Source organism: Gulbenkiania mobilis (assembly GCA_004346645.1).
Taxonomy (GTDB): Bacteria; Pseudomonadota; Gammaproteobacteria; order Burkholderiales; family Chromobacteriaceae; genus Gulbenkiania; species Gulbenkiania mobilis.
Genome location: SMDA01000001.1, coordinates 88,441 through 111,392, shown reverse-complemented (window position 1 = coordinate 111,392; position 22,952 = coordinate 88,441). Strand labels below are relative to the sequence as shown.

The window sequence follows — 22,952 nt, the reverse complement described above, 5'->3', positions numbered from 1 at the left end:
TCAGGGCGAGGACACCGTCGCGTCCGGGCCGTGTGGCAGCAGCGCACCCGAGGGTGCCTGCCGGTCCAGCCACATCACCAGATCCGCCGCCGGTAGGGGCATGCTGTAGAAATAGCCCTGGACCTGATCGCAGCCGGTGTTGCGCAGGATGGCCACCTGTCCGGCGGACTCCACCCCCTCGGCCACCACCTTCATCCCCAGCGCCTGCCCCATGGCCACCATCGCGGTTACCATCTCACGAGCCGGACGGCTGTGCTCGATGTCACGCACGAAGCTGCGGTCGATCTTTACCTCCTCCGGTGCCAGGTCGCGCAGCACCGACAGGCTGGAGTAGCCGGTGCCGAAGTCGTCCAGCGAGACCCGCATCCCGGCGGCACGCAGCGTGGCCAGCGTGTTCAGGGTGCGCGCATCGTCATCCATCGCCATCGTTTCGGTGATCTCCAGCGTGAACACCGCCGGATCGATGCCGCTGCCTTCCACATGGGCGATGATGCCTTCGGCCAACCCTTCGCGCCGGAACTGCTGCGGCGAGAGATTGATCGACACTGGCAGGCTCAGGCCCATGCCCTGCCAGCGCTTGAGGTCGGCCAGCGCCAGATCCAGCACGATGCGGCCCAGGTCGCTGATCAGGCCGAAGCGCTCCATCAGCGGGATGAACGAGGCTGGCCCAACCACGCCCTTGTCGGGGTGCATCCAGCGGACCAAGGCCTCGACGCCGCTGACCCGGCCGGTGGCGATCTCCACCTTGGGCTGGTAATAAAGCACAAATTCGCCCATGCCGATGGCACGCCGCAGGTCGCGCTGCTGGTCGATCAGGTCGGCCGAACCGATATCCATCTGCGGCGAATAGAACAGCGCCTGATTCTTGCCGCTGCGCTTGGCCTCGTACATCGCCGCGTCCGCCAGCGTGATCAGCCGCGACAGCGTGCGGGTGTGCTCGGGAGCACTGGCGATGCCGATCGAGCAGCTCAGCTCCACCACGTGGCGCCCCACCTGGATCGGCTCGCGCACCCTGGCGATCAGGCTGTCGGCTTCACGCAGCAGCACGGTGCGATCGAACTCGCCGGTCACCAGAAGCACGAACTCATCGCCACCGATGCGTGCAGGCATCAGGTTGGGATATTCGAGCGCCGCAAGACGCCGGGCCACCTCGGCCAGCACTTCGTCACCCACCTGATGCCCCAGCGAATCGTTGACCGGCTTGAAGCCGTCCAGATCGACGAACGCCACCGTCACCGGTACGCCGAGCGCGGTCAGCTCCTGCATCCGGTTCTCGAAGGCCCGCCGGTTGGGCAGCCCGGTCAGCGCGTCGCGGTTGGAGAGATGGATGAGTTCCGCCGTGGCGGTCTGTAGCGAGTCCACCAGTCGGGCGGTCTTGCTCTCCAGGCGGGCATCCAGCACCGCCACCAGCCAGGCCAGTGTCAGGAGGGTCAGGCCGCCGCCCCCGACCAGAACGACAAGGACGTTCTGGTCGATCAGGTTGCTGGCGCCACACACCGCATCCGGTGCAAACCGGGCGGCCGCCATGCCCAGGTAATGCATGCCCGCGATGCCCAGCCCCAAGAGCAGCGCCCCACCCAGGCGCATCATGCGCGACGGCAGCGTGGTCTGACGCACACGCAGTCCCAGCCATAGCGCCAGCAGCGAAGCGGCCACCGCCACCACCACCGACAGCACCACCAGCCAAGGCACATAACGGATCATCGGCTGCATGCGCATGCCCAGCATGCCCACATAGTGCATGCCTGCAATGCCCAGGCCGGTCAGCCCACCTGCCAGCGCCAGCGCCCAGCCGGGCACCCGCCTGCGGCGCAGCACCCACATCGCCAGTGCCGAAGCGGACACGGCCAGTAGCCAGGACAACAGGGTATGGGTGAAGTCGTAACCCACCGGAATCGGCAGGCGCATGGCCAGCATGCCGGTGAAGTGCATCGCCCAGATGCCGGTACCCAGCACCACCGCCCCACCTACCAGCCAGAGCCGTTCGGAGACGAGGTTGTTGCGACCCAGACGGCCCGCCAGCGTCAGCGCGGTGTAGGAGGCCAGCACGGCCACGGCGTACGACAGCATCACCACCCAGGGAAGGTACACCGGGGTCATGCCATCCTCCGCAGGCTGCCCTGCTGCGGGCGGTAGGACGGTGGCGCCTGTTGTTCGATCAGTTCGGCCACCAGCCGGGCGATCGCGGTCAGCTTTGCCCGCTCCTCACCGTCCAGCCGGCGCGGTCGGTTGTCGATCAGGCAAAAGGTACCTAGCGCCTGCCCGTTGAGCAGCAGCGGCGCCCCAGCATAGAAGCGGATGAAGGGCTCACCGGTGACCAGAGGGTTATCGAAGAAGCGCGGGTCGAGTAGCGCGTTCTCCACCACCATCAGTTGCCGGTCCACCACTGTGTGCGCGCAGAAGGAAACCTCGCGCGAGGTTTCCGGGGTATCCAGTCCGCAGGCCGACTTGAACCACTGCCGGTCGTGGTCCACCAGGGTGACCAGCGCAATCGGCACCTGGAAATAGTTGGACGCCCAGTCGGTCACCTGGTCGAAGCTGGGCTCACGCCCGGTATCCAGAATGCCCAGCGCATGCAGCGTGGCGATCCGTTCGTGCTCGTCCGCGGGGAAGGGAGGATAGATCATGCGGAAAACTCCTTGCCGACAGGTCAGGACCGGGCTTGGCAACACCCGGAGACGGTCGATCCCATGTTAACCGTGGCTAACAGCCCAGGCCATGTTTTCAAAGCAAATTCCTCGCCAAGCATGCCGCCTGGCAACGGGCACATCGCTTGCACACGCTAGAGCCAAACCGGCTTTACGGCATGGGGGCCCTGTCCGCCAGCCAAACCGTCCCGGCCGGGCGCCCGGTTTCTGCCCGTCCGGCCCTGTTTTGCCGCAAACCGCGGCCCGGTGCAGCCACCCCTGGTCGCAGCCCGGTCTACGCAAGGAGAAATGACATGGCACATACCGTTGTAGGCGTTTTCGACAGCGCCGAACAAGCCCAGAACGCTGTGGACGCACTGGTGCGCGCCGGCTTCAGCGAAGGCGACCTGGACGTGCGCTCGGTGGAGCGCTTTCGCAAGACCGGCGATGCCGTCGTGGAAGACGAAGGCCTAGGCAACAGCATCCGCAACTTTTTTGCCGACCTCTTCAGTGTTGGTGAGGACACCTACGATGCCGACTATTACTCCGAAGCGGTGCGCCGCGGCGGATCGGTGATCACCGTGGATGTCGACGATGAGGCGCGCCTGGAACGCGCCCGTCAGGTGCTGGACGCGTCCGGAGCTGTGAACCTGGACGAGCGGGTGCAGCACTGGCGCACCTCCGGCTGGACCGGCTACGACACCGGCGCTCGCCCCTTCACCGCCGACGAGATCCGCTACGAGCGGGAAAACCTGCTGCCCGTCATGAACGGCCAGTTCGGCACCGACACCCGCGACCAGGAAAGCAGCCGTGCCACCAGCCACGTGCGGGTATTGCCCCATCGCCCGATCCCGCGCGACGCCGCACCGGCCGACATTGGCATGATTGGCGGGCGTTACGAAGACCATACCGGCTACCGTACACACTGGGACAGTCACTATGCGGCAGCCGGCGGCCAGTACGAGGACTATGCACCGGCCTACCAGTTTGGCGCCAGCCTGCGCAACCATGCGCGCTATGCCGGCCGAGACTGGGACACGGTGGAGGCCGAAGCACACCGCGACTGGGAGGTGCGCTATCCGGACAATGCCTGGGAACGCTTCAAGGACGCCGTGCGCCACGGCTGGAACAGCCTGACCACAGACACGTCCACCGACGGCATCACCCAGCCCACCACCGGTCTGGACACCGGTCTGCGTGACGAACGTGTGCATGCGAGCAGCGCCGAATTCGACGACAGCGCCTTCCGCAGCGACTGGCAGACGCGTTATGCCACCTCGGGCGGACGTTACGAGGACTATCGCCCGGCCTACGAATACGGCCACCGGCTGCGCGGCGATACCCGCTATGCCGACCGTGACTGGGACGTACTGGAGCCCGAGGCACGCCGCGACTGGGAGACCCGCTACCCGGACAGCGCCTGGGACCGCTTCAAGGACGCGGTGCGCCGCGGCTGGGAGCGCATGACCGACTGATCCGGGCTCTGCGCCCTTCACGTACGGCCGCTGCGGGAAAGCCCCGCTTGCGGCCGTGCGCGCTTTGCGCCACCCTTGCGGCAGACCCGTAGCCCAAGATCTGCAATGTCCCGATCGAATCCGTTTGCCGCCCTGCCTTCCGTGGACCGCCTGTCGGCCCATCCCGCTCTTGCCCCCCTGCACAGTGAGTTCGGCAGCCAGTCTGTCAACGAAGCCATCCGCACGGCCCTCTCGGCGGCGCGCGATGCCCTGCGCCAAGGCACCCCGTTGGCCGAAGACGCGCTGCAGCCCGAAGCGCTGGCCCTGCAGCTGGCACAGCAGTTGGCCGCACGGCGGCAGGTGACGATGCGCCCGGTGTTCAACCTGACGGGGACGGTGCTGCACACCAACCTCGGCCGGGCGGTGCAGGCAGAAGTGGCGGTGGAAGCTGTCAGTGCCGCCATGCGCAGCGCGGTGACACTAGAGTACGACCTGGACGGTGCCGGGCGCGGCCATCGCGACCACGCGATCAGTAGCCTGCTGTGCACCCTCACTGGCGCCGAAGCGGCGTGCGTGGTCAACAACAATGCGGCGGCCGTACTGATCATGCTCTCCACGGTGGCGGCCGGGCGCGAGGTGGTGGTCTCGCGCGGCGAGCTGGTGGAAATCGGCGGTGCCTTCCGCATGCCGGACGTGATGCGCCAGGCCGGGTGCCGGCTGCACGAGGTGGGAGCCACCAACCGCACCCATCTGTCAGACTACCGTACTGCGATCGGTCCCGATACCGCCCTGCTGATGAAGGTGCACACCAGCAACTACGCCATCCAGGGCTTCACCGCCAGTGTGGGCGAGGCCGATCTGGTGGGTCTGGCGCGCGAGCATGGCCTGCCGGTGGCCACCGACCTGGGCTCGGGCGCGCTGGTGGACCTGTCGCGTTACGGGCTACCGGCCGAGCCGATGCCGCAGGCGATGATTGCAGCCGGCGTGGACCTGGTGTCGTTCTCGGGGGACAAACTCCTGGGGGGACCGCAGGCTGGCCTGATCATCGGCCGCAAGGCCTGGATCGACCGTATCCAGAAACATCCGCTCAAGCGTGCCTTGCGCTGCGACAAGCTGACGCTGGCGGCCCTGGAGGCCACCTTGCGGCTTTATCTGGAGCCTGACAGGTTGGCCGAAACGCTGCCGACGCTGCGCCTGCTGACCCGATCACCCGCTGCGATGCAGCCTCTGGCGGATGCCCTGCGTCCTCAGCTCGCGTCCGTGCTGGGGCCGTGCTTTGCAGTGGCAGTGGAACCCTGTCTCTCTCAGATTGGCAGTGGCTCGCTGCCAGTGGACAGCCTGCCCAGCCTGGCCCTGACGGTGGCACCGGTCAGCGGACGCGGCGGTGCGCTGACCGCGCTGGCCGACGCTTTGCGTGCCCTTCCCCGCCCCGTACTGGGGCGTCTGGCCGAGGGCCGCCTGTGGCTGGACCTGCGCTGCCTGGAGGATGCCGAAGCGTTTTCGGCCAACCTCAGGCACCTGTCAGCCTGCTGAGGCGGCCGTGGTGCCTTGGCCGGCACCGCCCAGCGCCTTGTACAGGCTCACCAGTGCCTGCACTTCCTCCAGCCGGGCGCTGGCGTCCGCTGTCTCACTGCTGATGAGAGTGCGCTCGGCCTCCAGCAGCCCCAGCGGGTCGAGGGCGCCCAAACGCTGCCGGGCTTCTGCCATGCGGTAGGCGGTACGGGCCGCCTCCAGCGCCGCAGCCGACTGCGCTGCCCGCGCCTGGCTGCTGGCCACTCCGGCCAGCGCATCCTCCCCTTCCTTCAGCGCAGTCAATACTACCTTGCGGTAGGCGGCCACCAGCTCCTCGCGGCGCGCCCGGGTTTCGGCCAAGGTGGCGTTGCGTGCGCCGCCGTCGAAGAGTGCCTGCGACAGGCTGCCGGCCAGCGAAGCCAGCAGGTCCGTCCCTCCGGAGGCGACCGTGCTGACCACTCCGCGCGCAGACATAGAGAGCGACGGATAAAAAGCAGCCCGTGCCGCCGCCACGTTGGCATCGGCCGCTGCCAGCGCCGCCTCGGCTTCGCGCAAGTCGGGCCGGCGTACCAGCAGCATCGCCGGTTGCAGCGGTGCCGGCAGCGGGCGACCCGTGGCATTCAGGGATGCGGGCTGGACGGAGAACCCCTGCGGTGTGGCACCCACCCACACCGCCAGCGCAGTGGTGACGTCGTGCGCCTGCGCACGCAGCGCCTCCAGCGCCGCCTCCTGCGTCAGACGCAACTGCCGCTGCTGAGCCACGTCCTGTAGGGTGGCCGCACCCAACCGGCGCTTGTCCTCGCTGCGCGCTTCCTGGGTGCGCAGCAGCGTCAGCGTGCGTTCGGTCAGCGCAATGCGCTCGTTGAGCGAGGCCAGCTGGAAGTAGGCCGAGGCGATGTCGGTTTCCAGCACCAGCCAAGTGGCGGCCGCCGCGGCGTCGCTGGAGGCCAGACGGGCCTCGGCCGCACGCGTCTGGGCCGACAGCCGTCCCCACAGATCTAGCTCGTAATTGACGGTGAGCCCGGCCTGGCGGCTGTCGCTGCTGCCGCGCTGGCCATCCTGCCGGAAGCGGCTACTGCTGGCGCTGCCCTCCAGCCCCAGCGTGGGCCACTGCGCCGCCTGACTGCCAGCCAGCTGCGCCCGTGCCTGCGCAATACGGGCCCTAGCCGCACGCCAGTCCGGGCTGTTGTTGCGGGCGGTCTCCAGAAGCCGGACAAGCTCGGGTTGGCCGAAGGCCGGCCACCAGGTTTCGGAAGCCACAGTCGGCCCTTCCGGCAGGCGGGCCTGCCAGGTGTCGGGCACGGCAGCGGGTCGGGGCGTGGCCACATCGCCCAGGCTGGCGCAGCCCGTCGTCACCACGGCAGTGAGGAGCAGGACAAGCCGCGGAATGCGAGAGGGAAGCAAGGAGTACATGGAATTTCCTGTCATTCGGAGGCGAGCGCCACGACCGGATCGAGGCGGGCCGCCTTGCGGGCGGGGAGGTAACCGAACAGCCAGCCGGTGAGGAAGGCGCAACTGAAGGCCCAAAGTGGCGGCCAGACTGAGAAGGCCACGCTGATGCCGAAGTGCCCCAGCGTCCAGGCGGTGAAGAGGCCGATGGCGATGCCCAAGAGGCCGCCCAGTCCACATACCACCACTGCCTCGATGTTGAACTGCATCAGGATATTGACCATGCGGGCGCCCGTGGCCATGCGCACGCCGATCTCCCGGGTGCGCTCGGTCACCGATACCAGCATGATGTTCATCACGCCGATGCCCCCCACCAGCAGCGAGATGGCGGCGACCGAACCGAGCAGGAGGGTCAGGGTATTCTGGGTTTCCGACACCGTCTCCAGCAGGGCGGCAGTGTTACGCACCTGGAAGTCTTCGGTCTGGTGGCGGGCCCGCAGCAGGTCGACGATGGCGGCCTCGGTGGCGTCAATGCTGGCCAAGTCCCGCACCTTGACAGTGATGGTGCTGGCGTACTGCTTGCCGAACACGCGCATGAAGCCGGTGGAGAGCGGCACGAACACCACATCGTCCTGGTCGCTGCCGAACGAGGTCGCCCCCTTCTCGGCCATCACGCCGATAACCTCGAAAGGCACGTTCTTCACCAGGACATAGCGACCGATCGGGTCCTCGCCGTCCGGAAACAGGCTTCGCACCACTGTCTTGCCCAGCACGATCACCGGCGCATAGCTGTCCAGGTCGGTGCGGGTAAAGAAGCTGCCTTCGGCCAACCCCCAGTCCTTGGCCTCGGGATAGGCGGGCCAGACGCCCCGCACCTGGGTGCGGTAGTCGTTGCTGCCATAGCGCAGCGTGACACTGCCGCTGCGCTCAGGGACCACTGCCGCCACATTGGGCAACGTAGCGATCTCCTCCGCGTCCGCGGTGCTCAGCGTGGCTACATCACCACTGGCGCGCACACCGGGTGCGCCCGGCCGGATCAGCAGCTGGTTGGTCCCCATTGAGGCGATGCGGTTCACCACGTCCGCCTTGCCTCCGTCCCCGATTGCCATCATTGTCACCACCGCCGCCACGCCGATGATCACCCCCAACAGCGTCAGGGCGGTGCGAAAAAGGTTGGCGCGCAGCGCGGCAAAGGCCATCGCCACCGCCTCGCCCGCCTCCGCCCATACCCAGGCACCGACGGAAGTGGCCTGCAGTGCCGGCGAGTGGGTGCCGAGGGGCGCCGCCTCGCGCACAGAGCCGGAATCGGACTCCACCTCACCATCGCGCAGGCGCACGATGCGTTCGGCGTGCTCGGCGATCGACAGGTCGTGGGTGATCAGCACGATGGTGCGTCCTTGCGCGTGCAGCGCCTTGAGCAGCGCCAGCACGTCCTGCCCGCTGCGGGTGTCGAGCGCACCGGTGGGCTCATCCGCCAGGATCACGGGCGCATCGTTCATCAGCGCGCGGGCAATGGACACCCGCTGCTGCTGTCCGCCCGAGAGCTGCGCAGGCCGGTAAGCCACCTTTTCGGCCAACCCCAGCTGCCCCAGCAGGGCCCGGGCGCGGGTACGCCGCGCCTCGCGTGCCATCCCGGCATAGATCGCGGGCACCTCGACATTCTCCTCGGCCGTGGCATTGGCCAGCAGGTTGTAGCGCTGGAACACGAAGCCGAAGGTATCGCGTCGCAGGCTAGCCAGCGCATCGGCATCCAGCCCGGCGACATCGTGGCCATGGATGCGGTAGTGCCCGGCAGAGGGGCGGTCCAGGCAACCGATGATGTTCATCAGCGTGGACTTGCCGCACCCGGAAGGACCCAGCAGCGCCACGAACTCGCCTTGGCGCACCGTCAGGCTGATGCCCTTGAGCACGGTGACCTCGCCTTCGCCGGAGGGGTAGCGCCGCACCACGCCCTGCAGCTCGAGCAGCGCGCTCACGGCCGGCCTCCGGGCGGCAGCATCCCGCCACTGCCCGCCCCGGCCCGGCGGCTGGGCGCGCGGTCGCGCCCGGTGGCGCCGGTGGCACCGGGCAGCACAACCACGTCCCCCGCCTTGAGTCCGCTTTCGATGGCGGCCTGGGTGCGGCTGGCCAGTCGCACCGTCACCGGGCGGCGAACCACCCCGTTCGCAGTGCGCACCCGGGCCAGGTAATGGCGCCCGTCCTCCCCCACAGGGCGCAGCGCGGCAAGCGGCACCACCGGCAGCCGCCTAGCCGCATCCAGCACGAAGAAAGTCTGTGCGGTCATGTCGGTCATCAGGCTGCGGTCGCGATTGTCGACGTCGGCCAGCACGGTATAGAGCACCACATCGTTCACCTTTTCCGGCGTAGGCAGCACTTGCCGCACGGTGGCCTGCAGCTTGCGACGCGCATCGCCCAAGGTGGTGAAGTACACCGGCATGCCCGGCCGGATGCGCGGTACGTCGGCCTCAGCCACCTGTGCGTGCACGGTCATTACATCCAGATGCGCGATGCGCAGGATGGTGGGCGCCTGCTGGTTGGCGTTGATCGTCTGCCCTTGCAGCAGGGCCAGCGACACCACCGTGCCGTCCATCGGGGCATAGATCCGGGTGTAGCCTAGGTTGGCTTCGTCTCCGGACAGGGTGGAGCGCGCCTTGTCGATCTGGGCACGGATGGAGGCGAGCGAGGCGCGTGCCTCGTCCAGCGCAGCGGCATCCTGCTCCAGCGTTTCATGGCTGGCGGCGCCGATCTCGGCCAAGGCACGTGTGCGCCCGGCGGTCTGCGTCGCCAGGCGCAGCACTGCCTGCTGGCGGGCCAGTTGGGCTTCGAGGTCGCGCAGACTGGCACGGTCGCCCTCCACCCGCGCGCGGTAGACGTCCGGGTCGATCTCGGCCAGCAGCTGGCCTTTCTTCACCACATCTCCCACGTCCACATGTACCCGACGCAGCTGGCCGGACACCTGCGCCCCGACATCCACGTAATCCTTGGGTTGGAGGCTGCCCAGCGCCGTGACCGTCTTCTCCACATCGCCCAGCTGCACCGTCACTGTCTGCTCGGCGGTATCTGCCTGCCGCCCCTGCCAATAGGCATAGCCGCCCGCCAAGGCCAGCACCAGTCCTAGCGCGGCCAGCACACCGTACAGCCATCGCCTGCTCCGTTGATTGCGCATCATCGTGTTCCGTGTCGAAAGAAGAAAGGGCGGCACACCGTATCCGGTGCCTGCCTGCTCTGGTCATTACACCGTGGGCGTGTAAGCGAAATGTGTCTGCAGACCATGAAATTGCAAACAAAAGTGAAGCCATACCGGGCAGCGGCTAGGCAGTGGGCATGCCAGCGCCTACCATTCGGATTTCTTCGCTCCTACGGTACCGCCGATGATTTTCGCCACCGCCGGCCATGTGGACCATGGCAAGACCGCGCTGCTGCGTGCGCTGACCGGCACCGATGCCGACCGCCTGCCCGAGGAAAAGCGGCGTGGCATGACCATCGACCTGGGCTATGCCTACCTGCCGCTCGAGGACGGGCGCACGCTGGGCTTCATCGATGTGCCCGGCCACGAGAAATTCCTGGGCAACATGCTGGCGGGAGTAGGCGGCGTGCATCATGCGCTGCTGGTGGTGGCTGCCGACGACGGCCCGATGCCGCAGACGCGCGAGCATCTGGCTATCCTGCAAGGGCTGGGCCTGCCTGGGCTGACAGTTGCCCTCACCAAGGCCGACCTCGTCACAGCCGCAGGGTTGGCCGAAGCGATGGCGGCAATCCAGCGTCTTACGGCCGGGCATGGCTATCCGGATGCGCCGCTTTTTGCGGTCAGCAGCCTCACCGGGGAAGGCGTGCCCGCCTTGCGTGCGCATCTGGCCAACCAGGCCGATGGCTGGGCAGCGCAGCAGGCACAACGGCGCTTCCGGCTGGCGGTGGATCGGGTGTTCTCACTGAGCGGGGCCGGGCTCGTAGTGACGGGCACCGCCTTCGGAGGAAGGGTAGCGGTAGACGACACGCTGTTCCTGACCGGTGCCGACGTGCCGGTGCGGGTGCGCAGCCTGCACGCGCAGAACCGTCCGGCGCAGGCTGGGCAGGCCGGAGAGCGGATCGCCCTCAATCTGGTGGGCAGTGTCAGCCGCGAGCAGATCCGGCGTGGCGACTGGCTGCTGTCCGAAGCCCCCCCGGCTCCACGCACACGCGTCACCGTGGCGCTCGACCTATTGCCTGGCACCGGCAGCCCGATCAGCCACTGGCAGCCGGTACACCTCTATCATGGCGCGCGCCACGTCACCGGACGCATCGCCCTTCTGGAAGGCGACATCGCCCACCCGGGCGGACAAACGTTGGCCGAACTGGACCTGGACATCCCCCTCCATCTGGCCGAGAGGGACCGCCTGCTGGTGCGCGATGGCACGGCCCGGCACACGCTGGCAGGCGCCAGCGTGCTCGAACTGACGCCACCGCAGCGCGGCAAGCGCCGGCCGGCGCGTCTGACCCACTTGCGCACCCTGGCCCAGGCCGCCGACGATGAGTCCGCCCTGATGGCGCTGCAGGCCGGCCAGCAGGCGCTGGCCTTGACAGATTTCGCCTGGGCACGTCAGTGGCCTTCGGCCAAGGCGGAGACATTGCCCGGCCTGGGGACGCTGATCCGGACCGGCCGCGGGCAGGAGATCTGGCTGAGCACGCCACAGCGCTGGCAGGCACTGGCCGACCGGGTGCAGGCCCGTCTGGCTATCTTGCATGCCGAGCAGCCGGACCAGCTGGGGGCGGGACGGGCCCGACTGCGCCGCTTAGCGTTACCTGCCGAGCCCGAGTCCCTTGCCTTTGCCCTGTTCGACGCCATGGTGGGGGACGGACGGCTCGTCAACAGCCGTGGTTGGCTACACCTGCCAGAGCATGTGCTCAGCTTTGAAGCCAGCGAGGCCCGGCTCTGGGAAAAGGTGGCGCCCCACTTTACCGACCGCACCGATCCGTGGTGGGTGCGCGATCTGGCTCAGGCCGCCGGCAGCGATGAGGACACCCTGCGTGCCCTGTTGCGCAAGGCGGCCCGACTGGGCCATGTGGTGGCAGTGGTGCCCGACCGTTACTACAGTCGGACACGGCTGCAGGCCCTGGCCGAGGCCGCGCGCGTCATCGCGCTGCAGGACGGTTTCGTGGAAGCGGCCGGCTATCGCAGTGCCATCGGCGCCGGGCGCAAGCTGGCGATCCAGGTGCTGGAATATTTCGACCGCGTGGGCTTTACCCGCCGTGCTGGCGACCGGCACTACCTGCGTGAGACCGCCCTCTTCTGAAGCCGGTGCAGCCCGGGCGGCGCACCGCTATAATGCGCTGCTGCGCAAGAGGAAGAGACGCGTCCCCGGTGGGGCGGCCGGTCTTCAAAACCGGAGGGGGCCGCCAGCGGTCCCGGGTGGGTTCGACTCCCATTCTCTTCCGCCAGCCGCAAGGGTTACTCCCCATTGGCCCGGCCGGGCATCGGCGTTTTAATTCACGCTGACCTGTTGTCTGCCCACCGGGCCCATCTCATGAACGTTGCCCTCTTCATTCCCTGTTTCGTCAACGAGCTGTTCCCGCACGTGGCCATGGCTACCGTGGAGCTGCTTGAAGGCTATGGCGTGACCGTACATTACCCCATGGACCAGACCTGCTGTGGCCAGCCGCTGAGCAACAATGGCGACAGCCGTGGCGCCTGCGAGGCAGCCCAGCGCTTCACCGGCCTCTTCAAGGACTACGACTACGTCGTGTCGCCCTCCGGCAGCTGCACCGCTTATGTGAAGCATCACTACGACTGGTATATCGCCGACAGCAACGCCTACAAGGCGCTGCAACCGCGTATCTACGAAATCGTGGAGTTCCTGCAGGATGTGCTGAAGGTGGAAAAACTGCCGAAGCCGGTGTACTTCCCGCATACCGTGTCCATCCATCAGAGTTGCCACGGCCTGCGCGAGCTGGGCCACGCCGCCCCGTCCGAGCTGATGGTGCCCTACCACTCACGGCTGGAGCGCATCCTGCAGCTGGTGGACGGCATCGAAGTCAGATTGCCCGAACGCCGTGACGAATGCTGTGGCTTCGGGGGGACCTTCAGCGTGGACGAGCCGGAAGTATCAGTAGCGATGGGCGAAGACCGGGTGGCGCAGCACGAGGCCACCGGTGCCCAGTTCATCGTCGGCGCCGATCCGTCCTGTCTGATGCACATGGGCGGAATCATCCGGCATAACGGCCGCCCCATCCGGCCGCTGCATGTGGTCGAAATTCTCACCGGACGCGGAGGTGCAGCATGAAGCCCGCGCATATCCACCACCCCGAGGCGGCGGCGGCCTTCCTGCAGGACCGGGAACAGGCCCGCTGGCACGACAGCGCCATCTGGTGGGTACGCCAGAAGCGCGACACACAGGCCAGCCAACTGCCCGAATGGGAAGCATTGCGCACCTTGGCCCGCGAAATCAAGGCACACACCCTGTCGCGGCTGGACGAATACCTGGTGGCATTTCAGGAGAACGCCGAGAAAAACGGCGTGGTGGTGCACTGGGCGGCGGATGCCGACGAGCACAACCGCATCGTGCACGGACTGCTCGCGGCCGCTGGCGTACAAAAGCTGGTGAAGTCCAAGTCCATGCTCACCGAAGAGTGCGGGCTGAACCCTTATCTGGAACAGCACGGCATCGAGGTGATCGACACCGACCTGGGCGAGCGCATCGTGCAGCTCCGCCAGGAGCCACCCAGCCACATCGTGATGCCGGCCATCCACCTGAAAAAAGAGCAGATTTCCGAGCTGTTTCACCGCGAGCTGGGCACCGAGGCAGGCAATAACGACCCCACCTACCTCACCCACGCCGCGCGCGCCAACCTGCGCCAGCACTTCCTCACCGCCGACGCCGGCCTGACCGGTGTCAACTTCGCCATTGCCGAGACTGGCGGTATCGTGGTATGCACCAACGAGGGCAATGCCGACCTGGGCACGGCCCTGCCTCCGCTGCACATCGCCAGCATGGGGCTTGAGAAGATCATTCCCCGGCTGGAGCATCTGGGCGTATTCACCCGTCTCCTGGCGCGCTCGGCCATCGGCTCGCCGATCACTACCTACACTTCGCACTTTCACCGCCCCCGTCCGGGCGGCCAGCTGCACATCGTGATCGTGGACAACGGCCGCAGCCAGATCCTAGGCGACGCCGACTTCTACCAGAGCCTGCGCTGCATTCGCTGCGGCGCCTGCATGAATACCTGCCCGGTGTACCGCCGCAGTACCGGCCACAGCTACAGCTACATCATTCCGGGCCCCATCGGCTCTACGCTCGGTCCCAGCCGCGACATCGACCAGCACGGCAGCATGGCTTTTGCCTGCACCACCTGCGGTTCGTGCAGCAACGTCTGTCCGGTAAAAATCAACCTGCACGAACAGCTGGTGCTGCAGCGCAGGCGCGCCTTCGAGGCCGGCACGCTGAAGCCGGTCAAGAAGATGGGCCTGCTGGCCATGCGCTTTGCCATCCGGCATCCGGCGCTGATGGATGCGGGCGGCAAGGTAATGCGCAAGGTGGTGCCAGTGCTGCCGGCTGCGCTGACGGCGGACAGCGCCTGGTCACGCGCAGGAAGGGCGCTACCCGATATGCCGAGCAAAAGCTTCAAGGAACTATGGCGCGAACGCCAGCAGGAGAACCCGTCATGACCAGCCGCGACGCCATCCTGGCACGCCTGCGCCAAAACCGCCCGCAAGGGCCCACCCTACCCGACATCCATGCCGTACCCTTTCTGGGCTTTGAGGACCGCTTTGCCGCCTTTGCCGGACTAATCCGCAATCTCGGGGGCGAGGCGGTGCAGTTGGCCGAAGGGGAGAGCGTGCTCGACCACGTACGGGCACGCTGGCCTGATCACGGCCGTCTGGTGGACCTGACTTCGGCCAACCTGCCCCAGCCGGTGCGTCCGCACGACTGGAACGATGTCGACGTCGCTGTCGTGCCAGGTGAGCTGGCTGTGGCCGAAAGCGCAGCCGTCTGGGTCAGCCATCCGGACAACACCTTCCGTTCGCTCTACTTCCTGACCCAGAAGCTGGTACTGGTAGTGCCACGTGCCGCCATTGTGGACAACATGCGCGATGCCTACGCCCGCATCCGCTTCCGGGAACACGGCTTTGGCGCCTTCATCAGCGGCAGCTCCCGTACCGCCGACATAGAGCAGAGCCTCGTGATGGGTGCGCACGGAGCGATGGCGGCGTTAGTCATTTTTGTCTGAATCTGGCACCCGCCTTCCAGTAAAAGCAGCCTGGCTGGCCGCTTTTTTGCCGACAGCAAAAAGCCCTGCCAAGGCAGGGCGGGGAGGGCGGGGAGGGCGGGAGGTTGGCCGAAAAACTCAGGTGTTTTCGGACTTGTAGCGCGGAGGAAGCAGCAGGGCAGGCACTTCCCGCTCGCGTCGCCGCAGGGGCCGCAGCGTGCGGCGTGGGGCCTGCTCGCTGTCCGGCTGCTCGGCGCGCTCACTGCGATCACTCCGGTCGCCGCGCTCTCCACGCTCGCTGCGCTCCCCGCGTGCGAGGCTGGGGCCACCCGTCGTCGAGGCGACACGGCCCGGACCCCGTGTGGGGGCGGGCGCACTGCCTGCCGGACGCTCCATCCACGAAGGCCAGAACCCTTCCACCGTCTGTGGCGTCAGTGTCTGGCGCGTCAGCTTCTCGATAGCCTCGTGCTGACGGGTCTCGTCCTGCGACATCAGCGAAATGGCGATCCCCTTGGCGCCGGCACGGCCGGTGCGGCCGATGCGGTGCACATAGTCCTCCGGCGCATTGGGCAACTCGAAGTTGACCACATACGGCAGCTCGGAGATATCCAGGCCACGGGCCGCCACATCGGTGGCCACCAGCACCTTCACGTCGCCGGCCTTGAACTTCTCCAGTGTTTCCAGGCGTGCACTTTGCGCCTTGTCGCCATGAATGGCCTCTGCCGCATGACCGTCGCGCTTGAGATCGCGCGCCAGCTGGTCGGCCGAAAGCTTGGTCTTGCAGAACACGATCACCTGGCTCATCGCCCGGCTGCGGATCAGGTGGCTGAGCAGATGCCGTTTGCGGCTGCCATCCACCTGATACACGATCTGCTCCACTTGGTCGTTGGTGGCATTGCGACGTGCCACTTCCACCGTCTCGGGCGAACGCATGAAGTCGGCTGCCAGCCGCTTGATCTCCGGCGCGAAGGTGGCGGAGAACAGCAGCGTCTGCCGCTCCTTGGGCAACAGCGACAGGATTTTGCGGATGTCCTGGATGAAGCCCATGTCGAGCATTCGATCCGCCTCGTCCAGTACCAGCATCTCCACCTTGTTGAACTGCACCGTCTTCTGCTGCACGTGGTCCAGGAGGCGGCCCGGTGTCGCGATCAGGATTTCTGCGCCACGGCGCAGCTCCTGCACCTGCGGGTCCATATTGACGCCTCCGAATACCGTGGCCGAACGTAGCGGCAGATATTTGGTATACGCTCGCACATTGACCCCGATCTGGTCGGCCAGCTCACGCGTCGGCGTCAGCACCAGTACGCGAACAGGATGCATCGCGGGGGAAACGCTGCTGTTGGCAAACTTCTTCAACCGCTCCAGCAGCGGCAGCACGAAGGCCGCCGTCTTGCCGGTGCCGGTCTGGGCGGCGGCCAGAAGGTCACGCCCGGTCAGTACCAGCGGAATCGCTTTTGCCTGGATCGGGGTGGGCTCGGTATAGCCCATCTCTTCGATCGCACGCAGAATCTCGGGCGACAGCCCAAGCTCGGCAAAATGCATGTATTTACTCCAAGAATCGCAACGGGCCGGCCGGCCGTGTCAGCGGCAGCGGGCAGGCCCGGAAAATGAGAGCGGGACGGCTTGAGGGGCCGCCCCGCAGGAATCAACCGATGTGAAAGGTCAGGCTCATGAGCAGGATCACACCCAGCCACAGCAGGGCCGAACGCCAGACAAGCCCCACGGCACTCTTCAGGTAATACGGATCGGCCTCGTCACCCACACCCAGTTCGGGGCGGAAGCGGACCGTGTAATCCTGTCGCAGCGGATCCCCCAGCTTCACGCCGATGGCACCGGCAGCCGAGGCCAGCAGGATACCGTGGGCATAGTTGCCCCAGGTGCGCGCCTGCGAGCGCCAGCAGTACACCGCATCCTCGAAGTCGCCCATGATGGCGAAGCTCGCGGCCGTCAGGCGCACCGGCACCCAGTCCAGCCAGGCCAAGGCCTGCGCGGCGAAGCGGCCGAAGCGATCCTCTTCGCTCCAGCGGTCGCCCCACTTCTGGGCCAGCATCACGCTCAGCCGGTACAGCAGGGCACCCGCCGGACCCGGCAGGATCACAAACCAGAACATCGTTCCGAACACATGCCGGTAGGTGTCGATCACCCCCTGCTCGATGGCCAGGCGGGAAATCTCATTCACCGAGAGTTCCGAGGTGGGCTGGCCGGTCCATTGGGCGAGGGCCTGCCGCGCATCAAAATCGCGGCCTTCGGCCAACGCCAGCGAGATGTCGGAGAAGGCACCCGAGAAATGTCTGAAGCCCATCGTCAGGTAGAGGACAAACACGCTCCAGGCAAAGGCCAGGGCGCTGCTTACCATATCCAGCAGATAGAACACGCCCAGTGCCACCGCGACGAACGGGACGATCGCCGCCAGCCATGCAAGCACGCCATGCCGGTTGGAACCAGCATTCAAGTTGCGCTCGAGATGGTTGGCATAGCGGGTGAACAGCAACCAGACACGGTTGCGATTCCCCAGCGGCCGGACCTGTTCCAGCAGCAGGGCAGCAATCAGGGATAACAGGGTCATGTAGTCGGAAAGTGGTTTCTAGCCCAGCGGCGAAGATACCACAAAGCCTCCGGAGCGCACACCTGCGGAGGCTGGTCGGCTCAGGCGGAGCCTAGGTGGCGGCCGCCACCTGGCAGATCGGGCTTTGCGCCTTCGCGGGTGTAGCCGAGTGTGGCAGCAGCCGCCTCGCGCAGCAGGGTCAGGGCTTCATTGGTAAGCGCCAACCGGGCGTCGATCAGTTGACCATTCCGAGCGTTGAGGTCGCGCACCTCGGCGGCAATCTGTTCGAGAGCCCCCCAGGCGTCCCGCTCGACAGGCTGGTCGGCAAGCCAGGTCGTCAGCGCCTCGCGCGAGTCAAGACCGGCTTCTTGCATCCAGGCACCGCGGCGCGCGGCAAGGGCCGAGAGCGCCTCCACCAGCCGCGCCTTCTCGGCCGCCAGCGCCTCGATCCGGGCAGGTTCGCGTGCGTCCAGCGCTTCGGATTCGGCCACCAGAACAGACCGAAGCCCGGCCAAAGCACGGGCTTCTTCTTGACACCATCCGGCAAACGGCACGGCAGCAGTCATCGGAGGATCAGCTCAGCAGTTCGCGCGCAGAGGCGATCAGGCCATCGGCAATCTTTTCCGGGTGGACCGAGAAGGTGCCGGCAGTGATGGCCGCCTTGATGGCTGCGACCTTCTCGCTGTCGAACGCGGGTGCCGTGCCAATCTCACGCTCGATGGCGCTCATCTTGCTGGCGGCGGGATTGATGGCAACATTTTCGGAGGGCGCGGCCGGGCGGGCTGCAGCCGGCGTTTCGTCGCGGCGCGCCGGCTTTGCCTGGGGCGCATAGGCACCCAGGGCTTTGCCCGAGCTGTCGATTTTCATCGTCATTCCTTCCGTACGGTAGACGTGGTTACTTTCATTATCGGCGCAAACGGCCTTTTCTTGAGAATAAATTTTATCAAAATACGACCTTCACGCTACCGTCCGTGGCAACCGTACCACGGACCAGGCGGCCCGAGCTCATGCGCACGGAGACAGCTTCGCCCTCCCCGGCATTGCCCACTGCCACGCCTTCTGACTGGACGGCGAAACCATCGCCTTCGGCCAACACGCGCACCCGCTGGTTGGCCTTTACCAGAAGCGGGGCGCGCACCATAAAGTCACGCACCCAAGCCCCTGCCGGGGCACCGCTGCGGAGCACCTTCCCCACGGCCATCTCACTCTGTGAAAGCACGTTGCGTGCCAGTGCCGGATTGGGCACTTCGGCCAGCCGCACATCCTCTGCGCGCAGCACTTCGCCCGCCCGCACCGCGCGGGTAGTCACCAGCCCCATCTGCTTGCGTACCACGGTCACCGGCAGCCGCAGGCTCCACCCCTTGTCCGGGCAGCTGACCAGCACCTGTCCGGATGCTTGTCCCTCCCCAGCCCAGGCTACCCGGGGTGCATTGCAGGCAGGCACCACCAACGCGGGATCGAAACGCCCCAGCTGGAAGCTGGCCCCTTGCGCGGCCAGCTCGTTCTGCACGAAGGCGCGCGCCAGCGCCTCCAGCGCTGGCAGGCTCTGACCGGCCGCGTGTGCCAGGCTGCCTCCCATCACCCACACCATCCCCATCCACCATTTACGGCTCATCGGTCCTCACACTTTCTCTGTCTGCTTGCCCGACAGCCGCGCTGCATTGACGGACTTTTCCGCCCGGCAAACACTTGTCCCCGTCATTAGAGCAACAACTTCAACCACACGCAGCGAGGGGAAGCTTCATGCAGTTCAGACTGGCAATCACCGCAGCGGCGACCATACTGGCCCTGCAGGCACCGGGCGCAACAGCCCAGGTGTTTGGAAACATCTATTTCTTTGGTGACAGCCTGACCGACGGCGGCGCCTTCGGCGGGCTGGGCCCTCTGCCCCCGGGGGCGCGCTTCACCGTGGACAATGCCCCGAACCACGCAGACTATCTTGCCGCTGCCCTAGGACTGCAGAGCGTGGCCACCAACTCGGCCAACCCTGCCACCAGCCAGTCGGGCAATAACTTCGCCCAAGGGGGGGCGCGCTCCGAAGAAGTGGGCAATGCCGGGCCCGGGGGCCTGGAGATTCGCGACCTGCCGACCCAGATCAGCGACCATCTGGCGCGTACCGGCGGGCGCGCCGATGGCAACGCAGTCTACTTTGTCTGGAGCGGCGGCAACGACATCCCGGCTGCGGCGGCTACTCCTGCCACGGCCCAAGCCACCGCGGCAGCCTCTGCCACAGCCTTGGCCATGCAGCTCGGGCTGCTGAAGGCGCGTGGCGCCAACCTGATCATTGCACCCAACCTGCCAGCCTTCGGCAACACACCGGCCGCATTCTATGCAGTCATCGACGCGCTGCCTGCCAGCGATGCCACCAAAGCGGCCCTGCGCAGTGCTACCGGAAGCATCCTGCGCAACGGGCCGACGCTGGAGGCCGCCAGCCAGCAGGCCCGCGTCAACCAGGCCTTGCAGATGCTGGCATCCTCTCTAACCGGACAGACCAGCGGTCCGACATTCGAGGCCACGCTCGGCCAGTTGACCACCGGTTACGCGACGGCCCGCAGCGCGCTTAACACCCTGTCGCAATACTATAACCTGTCCGCGGACGGCGCGCTGATGGCCAGCGGGGCCAACGTCATCCGCGCGGATACCCAGACCCTGTTCGCCGAGGTGCTAGCCAACCCGGCCGCCTTCGGCCTGAGCAACGTCACCGGGTCAGCGTGCCCTGCGGGCGTTTCTTCGCTTAGCTGCACCAGCGCCGACGTGAATGGAAACGAACGCTACCTGTTTGCAGACGATCGTCATCCCAGCCCGGCAACACACCGGATCCTCGGTGAGTACTTCGCCTCCTTTCTCAATGCGGCACGGTTTGCCGAAGTAGTGACAGCCGCACCGCAAGGCGTGGTACAAGGCGCGCGCCAGGCACTGGACGCCCGTTACCGCACTCTGGATGGCGCGATGCGCCCGGCGGGCGCGGTGGATGTCTATGCCAGCGTTACCGGAGGGGAGGATCACGCCGGGCCTGCTTCTGCGGACCCGAAAGGTTTGGTGACGGCCGGGATCGGCTACCAGCTCAATGCCACTACGATGCTGGGACTGGCTTTCACGACCGGCAAGACCGAGAGCGAGCTGTCGAGCGTGGGACAGGCCGAGAGCCGCAGCCATCAGCTAACCGCCACCTACAACCTGCGTCAGGGCCCGCTATGGGTGGATGCCGACGCCTTCTTCGGACAGTCCGACATCGACACCCGGCGTACGGTGCATCTGGGGCCCCTCACGCGCACTGAAACCGGCAGCACCAGCGCCAGCCAGGCCGGCGCACGGGTACAGGGGGGCTACTGGGTGACGCTGGGCCCGGTACGTACCGGGCCGATGGCCGGCCTGCGCTACGACAAGGTAGAGGTGAAGGCTCTGGTGGAAAACGGTAGCAACAGCACCACGCAGCATTTCGGCGAACAAACGGTAAAGTCGCAGGTGGGCACGTTGGGCTGGACGCTGACGGCACCGCTGGGGCGCTTCACACCCTATGCAGCGCTCAGCTATAACCATGCGTTCAATGATGATCGGCGCTGGGTGGAGGCAGGCTTAGTCAACACCCGTGGCGAGTACCGCATGCAGACCGCGCAACGTGACCGCAACTGGACCGAGTGGCAGCTGGGCACTTCGGCCAACCTTGCCAAGGCAATGGACGGCTACCTGCATGTGCAGGGCAGCAGCGGCCGCGAGGGCGGCCATGCCCTGGGGGTCACGCTGGGGCTATCTGGCCGCTTCTGAGCCCGTGCCTCAAACACAAAGCCCGCTGCAAGGCGGGCTTTGTCACTTACATGGCTGCGGGGTTTATCCAAGAGCCTGGGCGATGTAGGTCTTCACGGCCTCTGCGTCGGCATCGAACACTGTCACCCGCTGCGGCAGCGACTCCAAGCCTTCATATCCCGCAGGGCGCGGTGGATCGCGGTCTAAGGCTTCCCGGATGGTGTCGGCGAACTTGGCCGGCAGCGCGGTTTCCAGGCAAACCACCGTCTCGCCGGGCAGGCGCAGCGCACGCGCCACCTTGATGCCATCGGCGGTGTGGGTGTCCACCACCACCGCATCCTCCGCGTCCACCTGACGGATGGTGGCCAACCGGTCGGCATGCGTGCTGCGGCCGGAGACGAAGCCGAAGCGGGTAGCCGTATCCTCCAGTCGGTCCGACAGGTCGAATCCCTCTGCGCGCTCCACCTGAGCCCAGAGGGCACGCACCCTGTCCGGATCACGCCCTACCAGATCAAAGACGAAGCGCTCGAAGTTGGACGCCTTGGAAATGTCCATCGATGGGCTGCTGGTCACATAGGTATGCGCTGTACCACGCGGCCGGTAACGTCCGGTACGGAAGAATTCGTCAAGGACGTCGTTCTCGTTGGTGGCTACGATCAGTCGCTCCACCGGCAGGCCCATCTGGCGGGCGATATGTCCGGCGCAGACGTTGCCGAAGTTGCCCGAGGGCACGCAGAAGCTTACCCGCTCGTCGTTGCTGCCGGTGGCGTTGAAGTAGCCCTTGAAGTAGTACACCACCTGCGCCACCACCCGTGCCCAGTTGATGGAGTTGACCGTCCCGATACGGTAGCGTGCCTTGAAGGCATGATCGTTCTGTACCGCCTTCACGATGTCCTGGCAGTCGTCGAACATGCCGCGGATGGCGATGTTGTGAATGTTGGCGTCCTGCAGGCTGTACATCTGCGCCCGCTGGAAGGCACTCATCCGGCCATCCGGGCTGAGCATGAACACGTTGATGCCGGCCTTGCCACGCATCGCGTACTCTGCTGCCGAACCGGTATCACCGGAGGTGGCGCCCAGGATGTTGAGCGTCTCACCGCGCTTGGCCAGCACGTACTCGAACAGGTTGCCCAGCAGTTGCATCGCCATGTCCTTGAAGGCGAGCGTGGGCCCGTTGGAGAGCTCGAGGATGGCCAGCCCGTCATGCAACCGCTTGACGGGGGTGATTTCGGGCGAACCGAAGACCTCGGCGGTATAGGTGCGCGACACCAGCGCCCGCAGGTCCTCCTGCGGGATGTCGTCGGCGAAGAGGCGGATGATCTCGAAGGCAAGGTCTGCATAGGACAGCGACCGCCAGCCATCCAGGGTGGCGCGGTCGATCCGGGGGTAATGCTCCGGCAAGACGAGCCCCCCGTCGGGCGCCAGCCCCATCAGGAGGATATCGCAGAAGGCGGACGGTGCAAGCCCGCCACGGGTACTGATGTATCGCATGATGAATTC

General features: G+C 66.5%; 18 protein-coding genes and 1 tRNA gene. 8 read left to right on the top strand and 11 right to left on the bottom strand.

Annotated features, from left to right (window positions below; all coding sequences use genetic code 11):
- Window positions 1–2,100, bottom strand: a complete 2,100-nt coding sequence (locus EV669_RS00515; RefSeq protein WP_132097613.1) for a putative bifunctional diguanylate cyclase/phosphodiesterase — start codon at window positions 2,098–2,100, stop codon at window positions 1–3.
- Window positions 2,097–2,627 (bottom strand): GAF domain-containing protein, encoded by a 531-nt coding sequence (locus EV669_RS00510; RefSeq protein ID WP_054285440.1) that lies wholly within the window; start codon window positions 2,625–2,627, stop codon window positions 2,097–2,099. The genes EV669_RS00515 and EV669_RS00510 overlap by 4 nt, the downstream gene beginning before the upstream one ends.
- A 314-nt stretch (window positions 2,628–2,941) precedes the next feature.
- Between EV669_RS00510 and EV669_RS00505 the strand changes: the two genes are divergently transcribed.
- A complete protein-coding gene (locus EV669_RS00505) occupies window positions 2,942–4,102 on the top strand; it encodes a hypothetical protein (RefSeq protein WP_132097612.1) in 1,161 nt (386 codons plus the stop codon).
- A 105-nt stretch (window positions 4,103–4,207) separates the two neighbouring features.
- Window positions 4,208–5,614, top strand: a complete 1,407-nt coding sequence (gene selA, locus EV669_RS00500; protein ID WP_054285438.1) for an L-seryl-tRNA(Sec) selenium transferase — start codon at window positions 4,208–4,210, stop codon at window positions 5,612–5,614.
- Here selA and EV669_RS00495 read toward each other — a convergent pair.
- Genes EV669_RS00495 through EV669_RS00485 form a run of 3 tightly spaced genes read right to left on the bottom strand, consistent with a single transcriptional unit; the run spans window position 5,603 to window position 10,151 of the window.
- Window positions 5,603–7,006, bottom strand: coding sequence for an efflux transporter outer membrane subunit (locus EV669_RS00495; protein ID WP_165922671.1), 1,404 nt, complete (start codon window positions 7,004–7,006; stop codon window positions 5,603–5,605). The genes selA and EV669_RS00495 overlap by 12 nt on opposite strands.
- Before the next feature lie 11 nt (window positions 7,007–7,017).
- Window positions 7,018–8,958: a MacB family efflux pump subunit gene (locus EV669_RS00490; RefSeq protein WP_132097610.1), complete on the bottom strand. Its 1,941-nt coding sequence runs from the start codon at window positions 8,956–8,958 to the stop codon at window positions 7,018–7,020.
- Complete coding sequence (locus EV669_RS00485) at window positions 8,955–10,151, bottom strand: efflux RND transporter periplasmic adaptor subunit (RefSeq protein WP_083460515.1); 1,197 nt, start codon at window positions 10,149–10,151, stop codon at window positions 8,955–8,957. The genes EV669_RS00490 and EV669_RS00485 overlap by 4 nt, the downstream gene beginning before the upstream one ends.
- A gap of 202 nt (window positions 10,152–10,353) precedes the next feature.
- Between EV669_RS00485 and selB the strand changes: the two genes are divergently transcribed.
- From selB to EV669_RS00460, 5 genes are all read left to right on the top strand, one after another.
- Window positions 10,354–12,252: a selenocysteine-specific translation elongation factor gene (gene selB, locus EV669_RS00480; protein WP_132097609.1), complete on the top strand. Its 1,899-nt coding sequence runs from the start codon at window positions 10,354–10,356 to the stop codon at window positions 12,250–12,252.
- A gap of 50 nt (window positions 12,253–12,302) precedes the next feature.
- Window positions 12,303–12,397: transfer RNA gene (locus EV669_RS00475), tRNA-Sec, on the top strand.
- An 86-nt stretch (window positions 12,398–12,483) separates the two neighbouring features.
- On the top strand, window positions 12,484–13,239 hold the full coding sequence (locus tag EV669_RS00470) for a (Fe-S)-binding protein (protein WP_054285434.1): 756 nt from the start codon (window positions 12,484–12,486) through the stop codon (window positions 13,237–13,239).
- Window positions 13,236–14,621, top strand: coding sequence for a lactate utilization protein B (locus tag EV669_RS00465; protein WP_132097608.1), 1,386 nt, complete (start codon window positions 13,236–13,238; stop codon window positions 14,619–14,621). Before EV669_RS00470 ends, EV669_RS00465 begins: the two co-directional genes overlap by 4 nt.
- Window positions 14,618–15,184 (top strand): LutC/YkgG family protein, encoded by a 567-nt coding sequence (locus EV669_RS00460; protein WP_072242885.1) that lies wholly within the window; start codon window positions 14,618–14,620, stop codon window positions 15,182–15,184. Before EV669_RS00465 ends, EV669_RS00460 begins: the two co-directional genes overlap by 4 nt.
- A 117-nt stretch (window positions 15,185–15,301) precedes the next feature.
- Here the strand turns inward: EV669_RS00460 and EV669_RS00455 are convergent, their stop codons facing one another.
- The 5 genes from EV669_RS00455 to flgA all read right to left on the bottom strand — a co-directional run bounded on the left by EV669_RS00455 (window position 15,302) and on the right by flgA (window position 19,323).
- Window positions 15,302–16,705 carry a DEAD/DEAH box helicase gene (locus EV669_RS00455; RefSeq protein WP_132097607.1) on the bottom strand — a complete coding sequence of 468 codons (1,404 nt, stop codon included), beginning with the start codon at window positions 16,703–16,705 and terminating at the stop codon, window positions 15,302–15,304.
- A 103-nt stretch (window positions 16,706–16,808) separates the two neighbouring features.
- Entirely contained in the window at window positions 16,809–17,729 is a 921-nt protein-coding gene (locus tag EV669_RS00450) for a CobD/CbiB family protein (RefSeq protein WP_132097606.1), read from the bottom strand.
- Window positions 17,730–17,809: 80 nt separating this feature from the next.
- Window positions 17,810–18,274 (bottom strand): flagella synthesis protein FlgN, encoded by a 465-nt coding sequence (locus EV669_RS00445; RefSeq protein WP_054285429.1) that lies wholly within the window; start codon window positions 18,272–18,274, stop codon window positions 17,810–17,812.
- Window positions 18,275–18,281: 7 nt separating this feature from the next.
- Window positions 18,282–18,575: a flagellar biosynthesis anti-sigma factor FlgM gene (flgM, locus tag EV669_RS00440; RefSeq protein WP_132097605.1), complete on the bottom strand. Its 294-nt coding sequence runs from the start codon at window positions 18,573–18,575 to the stop codon at window positions 18,282–18,284.
- Between the two features lie 76 nt (window positions 18,576–18,651).
- Entirely contained in the window at window positions 18,652–19,323 is a 672-nt protein-coding gene (flgA, locus tag EV669_RS00435; protein ID WP_072242886.1) for a flagellar basal body P-ring formation chaperone FlgA, read from the bottom strand.
- 128 nt (window positions 19,324–19,451) lie between these two features.
- Between flgA and EV669_RS00430 the strand changes: the two genes are divergently transcribed.
- A complete protein-coding gene (locus tag EV669_RS00430; protein ID WP_132097604.1) occupies window positions 19,452–21,473 on the top strand; it encodes an autotransporter outer membrane beta-barrel domain-containing protein in 2,022 nt (673 codons plus the stop codon).
- A 63-nt stretch (window positions 21,474–21,536) separates the two neighbouring features.
- On the opposite strand, the gene thrC is transcribed toward EV669_RS00430, so the two are convergent.
- A complete protein-coding gene (gene thrC, locus EV669_RS00425) occupies window positions 21,537–22,943 on the bottom strand; it encodes a threonine synthase (RefSeq protein WP_054285426.1) in 1,407 nt (468 codons plus the stop codon).
- Window positions 22,944–22,952 lie beyond the last annotated feature (9 nt).

What these genes read in the sequence shown, in the direction of transcription:
- EV669_RS00515 (WP_132097613.1), bottom strand. Translation starts at nt 2,100, where the DNA reads ATGACCCCGGTGTACCTTCCCTGGGTGGTGATGCTGTCGTACGCCGTG.
- EV669_RS00510 (WP_054285440.1), bottom strand. Translation starts at nt 2,627, where the DNA reads ATGATCTATCCTCCCTTCCCCGCGGACGAGCACGAACGGATCGCCACG.
- EV669_RS00505 (WP_132097612.1), top strand. Translation starts at nt 2,942, where the DNA reads ATGGCACATACCGTTGTAGGCGTTTTCGACAGCGCCGAACAAGCCCAG.
- selA (WP_054285438.1), top strand. Translation starts at nt 4,208, where the DNA reads ATGTCCCGATCGAATCCGTTTGCCGCCCTGCCTTCCGTGGACCGCCTG.
- EV669_RS00495 (WP_165922671.1), bottom strand. Translation starts at nt 7,006, where the DNA reads ATGTACTCCTTGCTTCCCTCTCGCATTCCGCGGCTTGTCCTGCTCCTC.
- EV669_RS00485 (WP_083460515.1), bottom strand. Translation starts at nt 10,151, where the DNA reads ATGATGCGCAATCAACGGAGCAGGCGATGGCTGTACGGTGTGCTGGCC.
- selB (WP_132097609.1), top strand. Translation starts at nt 10,354, where the DNA reads ATGATTTTCGCCACCGCCGGCCATGTGGACCATGGCAAGACCGCGCTG.
- EV669_RS00470 (WP_054285434.1), top strand. Translation starts at nt 12,484, where the DNA reads ATGAACGTTGCCCTCTTCATTCCCTGTTTCGTCAACGAGCTGTTCCCG.
- EV669_RS00465 (WP_132097608.1), top strand. Translation starts at nt 13,236, where the DNA reads ATGAAGCCCGCGCATATCCACCACCCCGAGGCGGCGGCGGCCTTCCTG.
- EV669_RS00460 (WP_072242885.1), top strand. Translation starts at nt 14,618, where the DNA reads ATGACCAGCCGCGACGCCATCCTGGCACGCCTGCGCCAAAACCGCCCG.
- EV669_RS00455 (WP_132097607.1), bottom strand. Translation starts at nt 16,705, where the DNA reads ATGCATTTTGCCGAGCTTGGGCTGTCGCCCGAGATTCTGCGTGCGATC.
- EV669_RS00450 (WP_132097606.1), bottom strand. Translation starts at nt 17,729, where the DNA reads ATGACCCTGTTATCCCTGATTGCTGCCCTGCTGCTGGAACAGGTCCGG.
- EV669_RS00445 (WP_054285429.1), bottom strand. Translation starts at nt 18,274, where the DNA reads ATGACTGCTGCCGTGCCGTTTGCCGGATGGTGTCAAGAAGAAGCCCGT.
- flgM (WP_132097605.1), bottom strand. Translation starts at nt 18,575, where the DNA reads ATGAAAATCGACAGCTCGGGCAAAGCCCTGGGTGCCTATGCGCCCCAG.
- flgA (WP_072242886.1), bottom strand. Translation starts at nt 19,323, where the DNA reads ATGAGCCGTAAATGGTGGATGGGGATGGTGTGGGTGATGGGAGGCAGC.
- EV669_RS00430 (WP_132097604.1), top strand. Translation starts at nt 19,452, where the DNA reads ATGCAGTTCAGACTGGCAATCACCGCAGCGGCGACCATACTGGCCCTG.
- thrC (WP_054285426.1), bottom strand. Translation starts at nt 22,943, where the DNA reads ATGCGATACATCAGTACCCGTGGCGGGCTTGCACCGTCCGCCTTCTGC.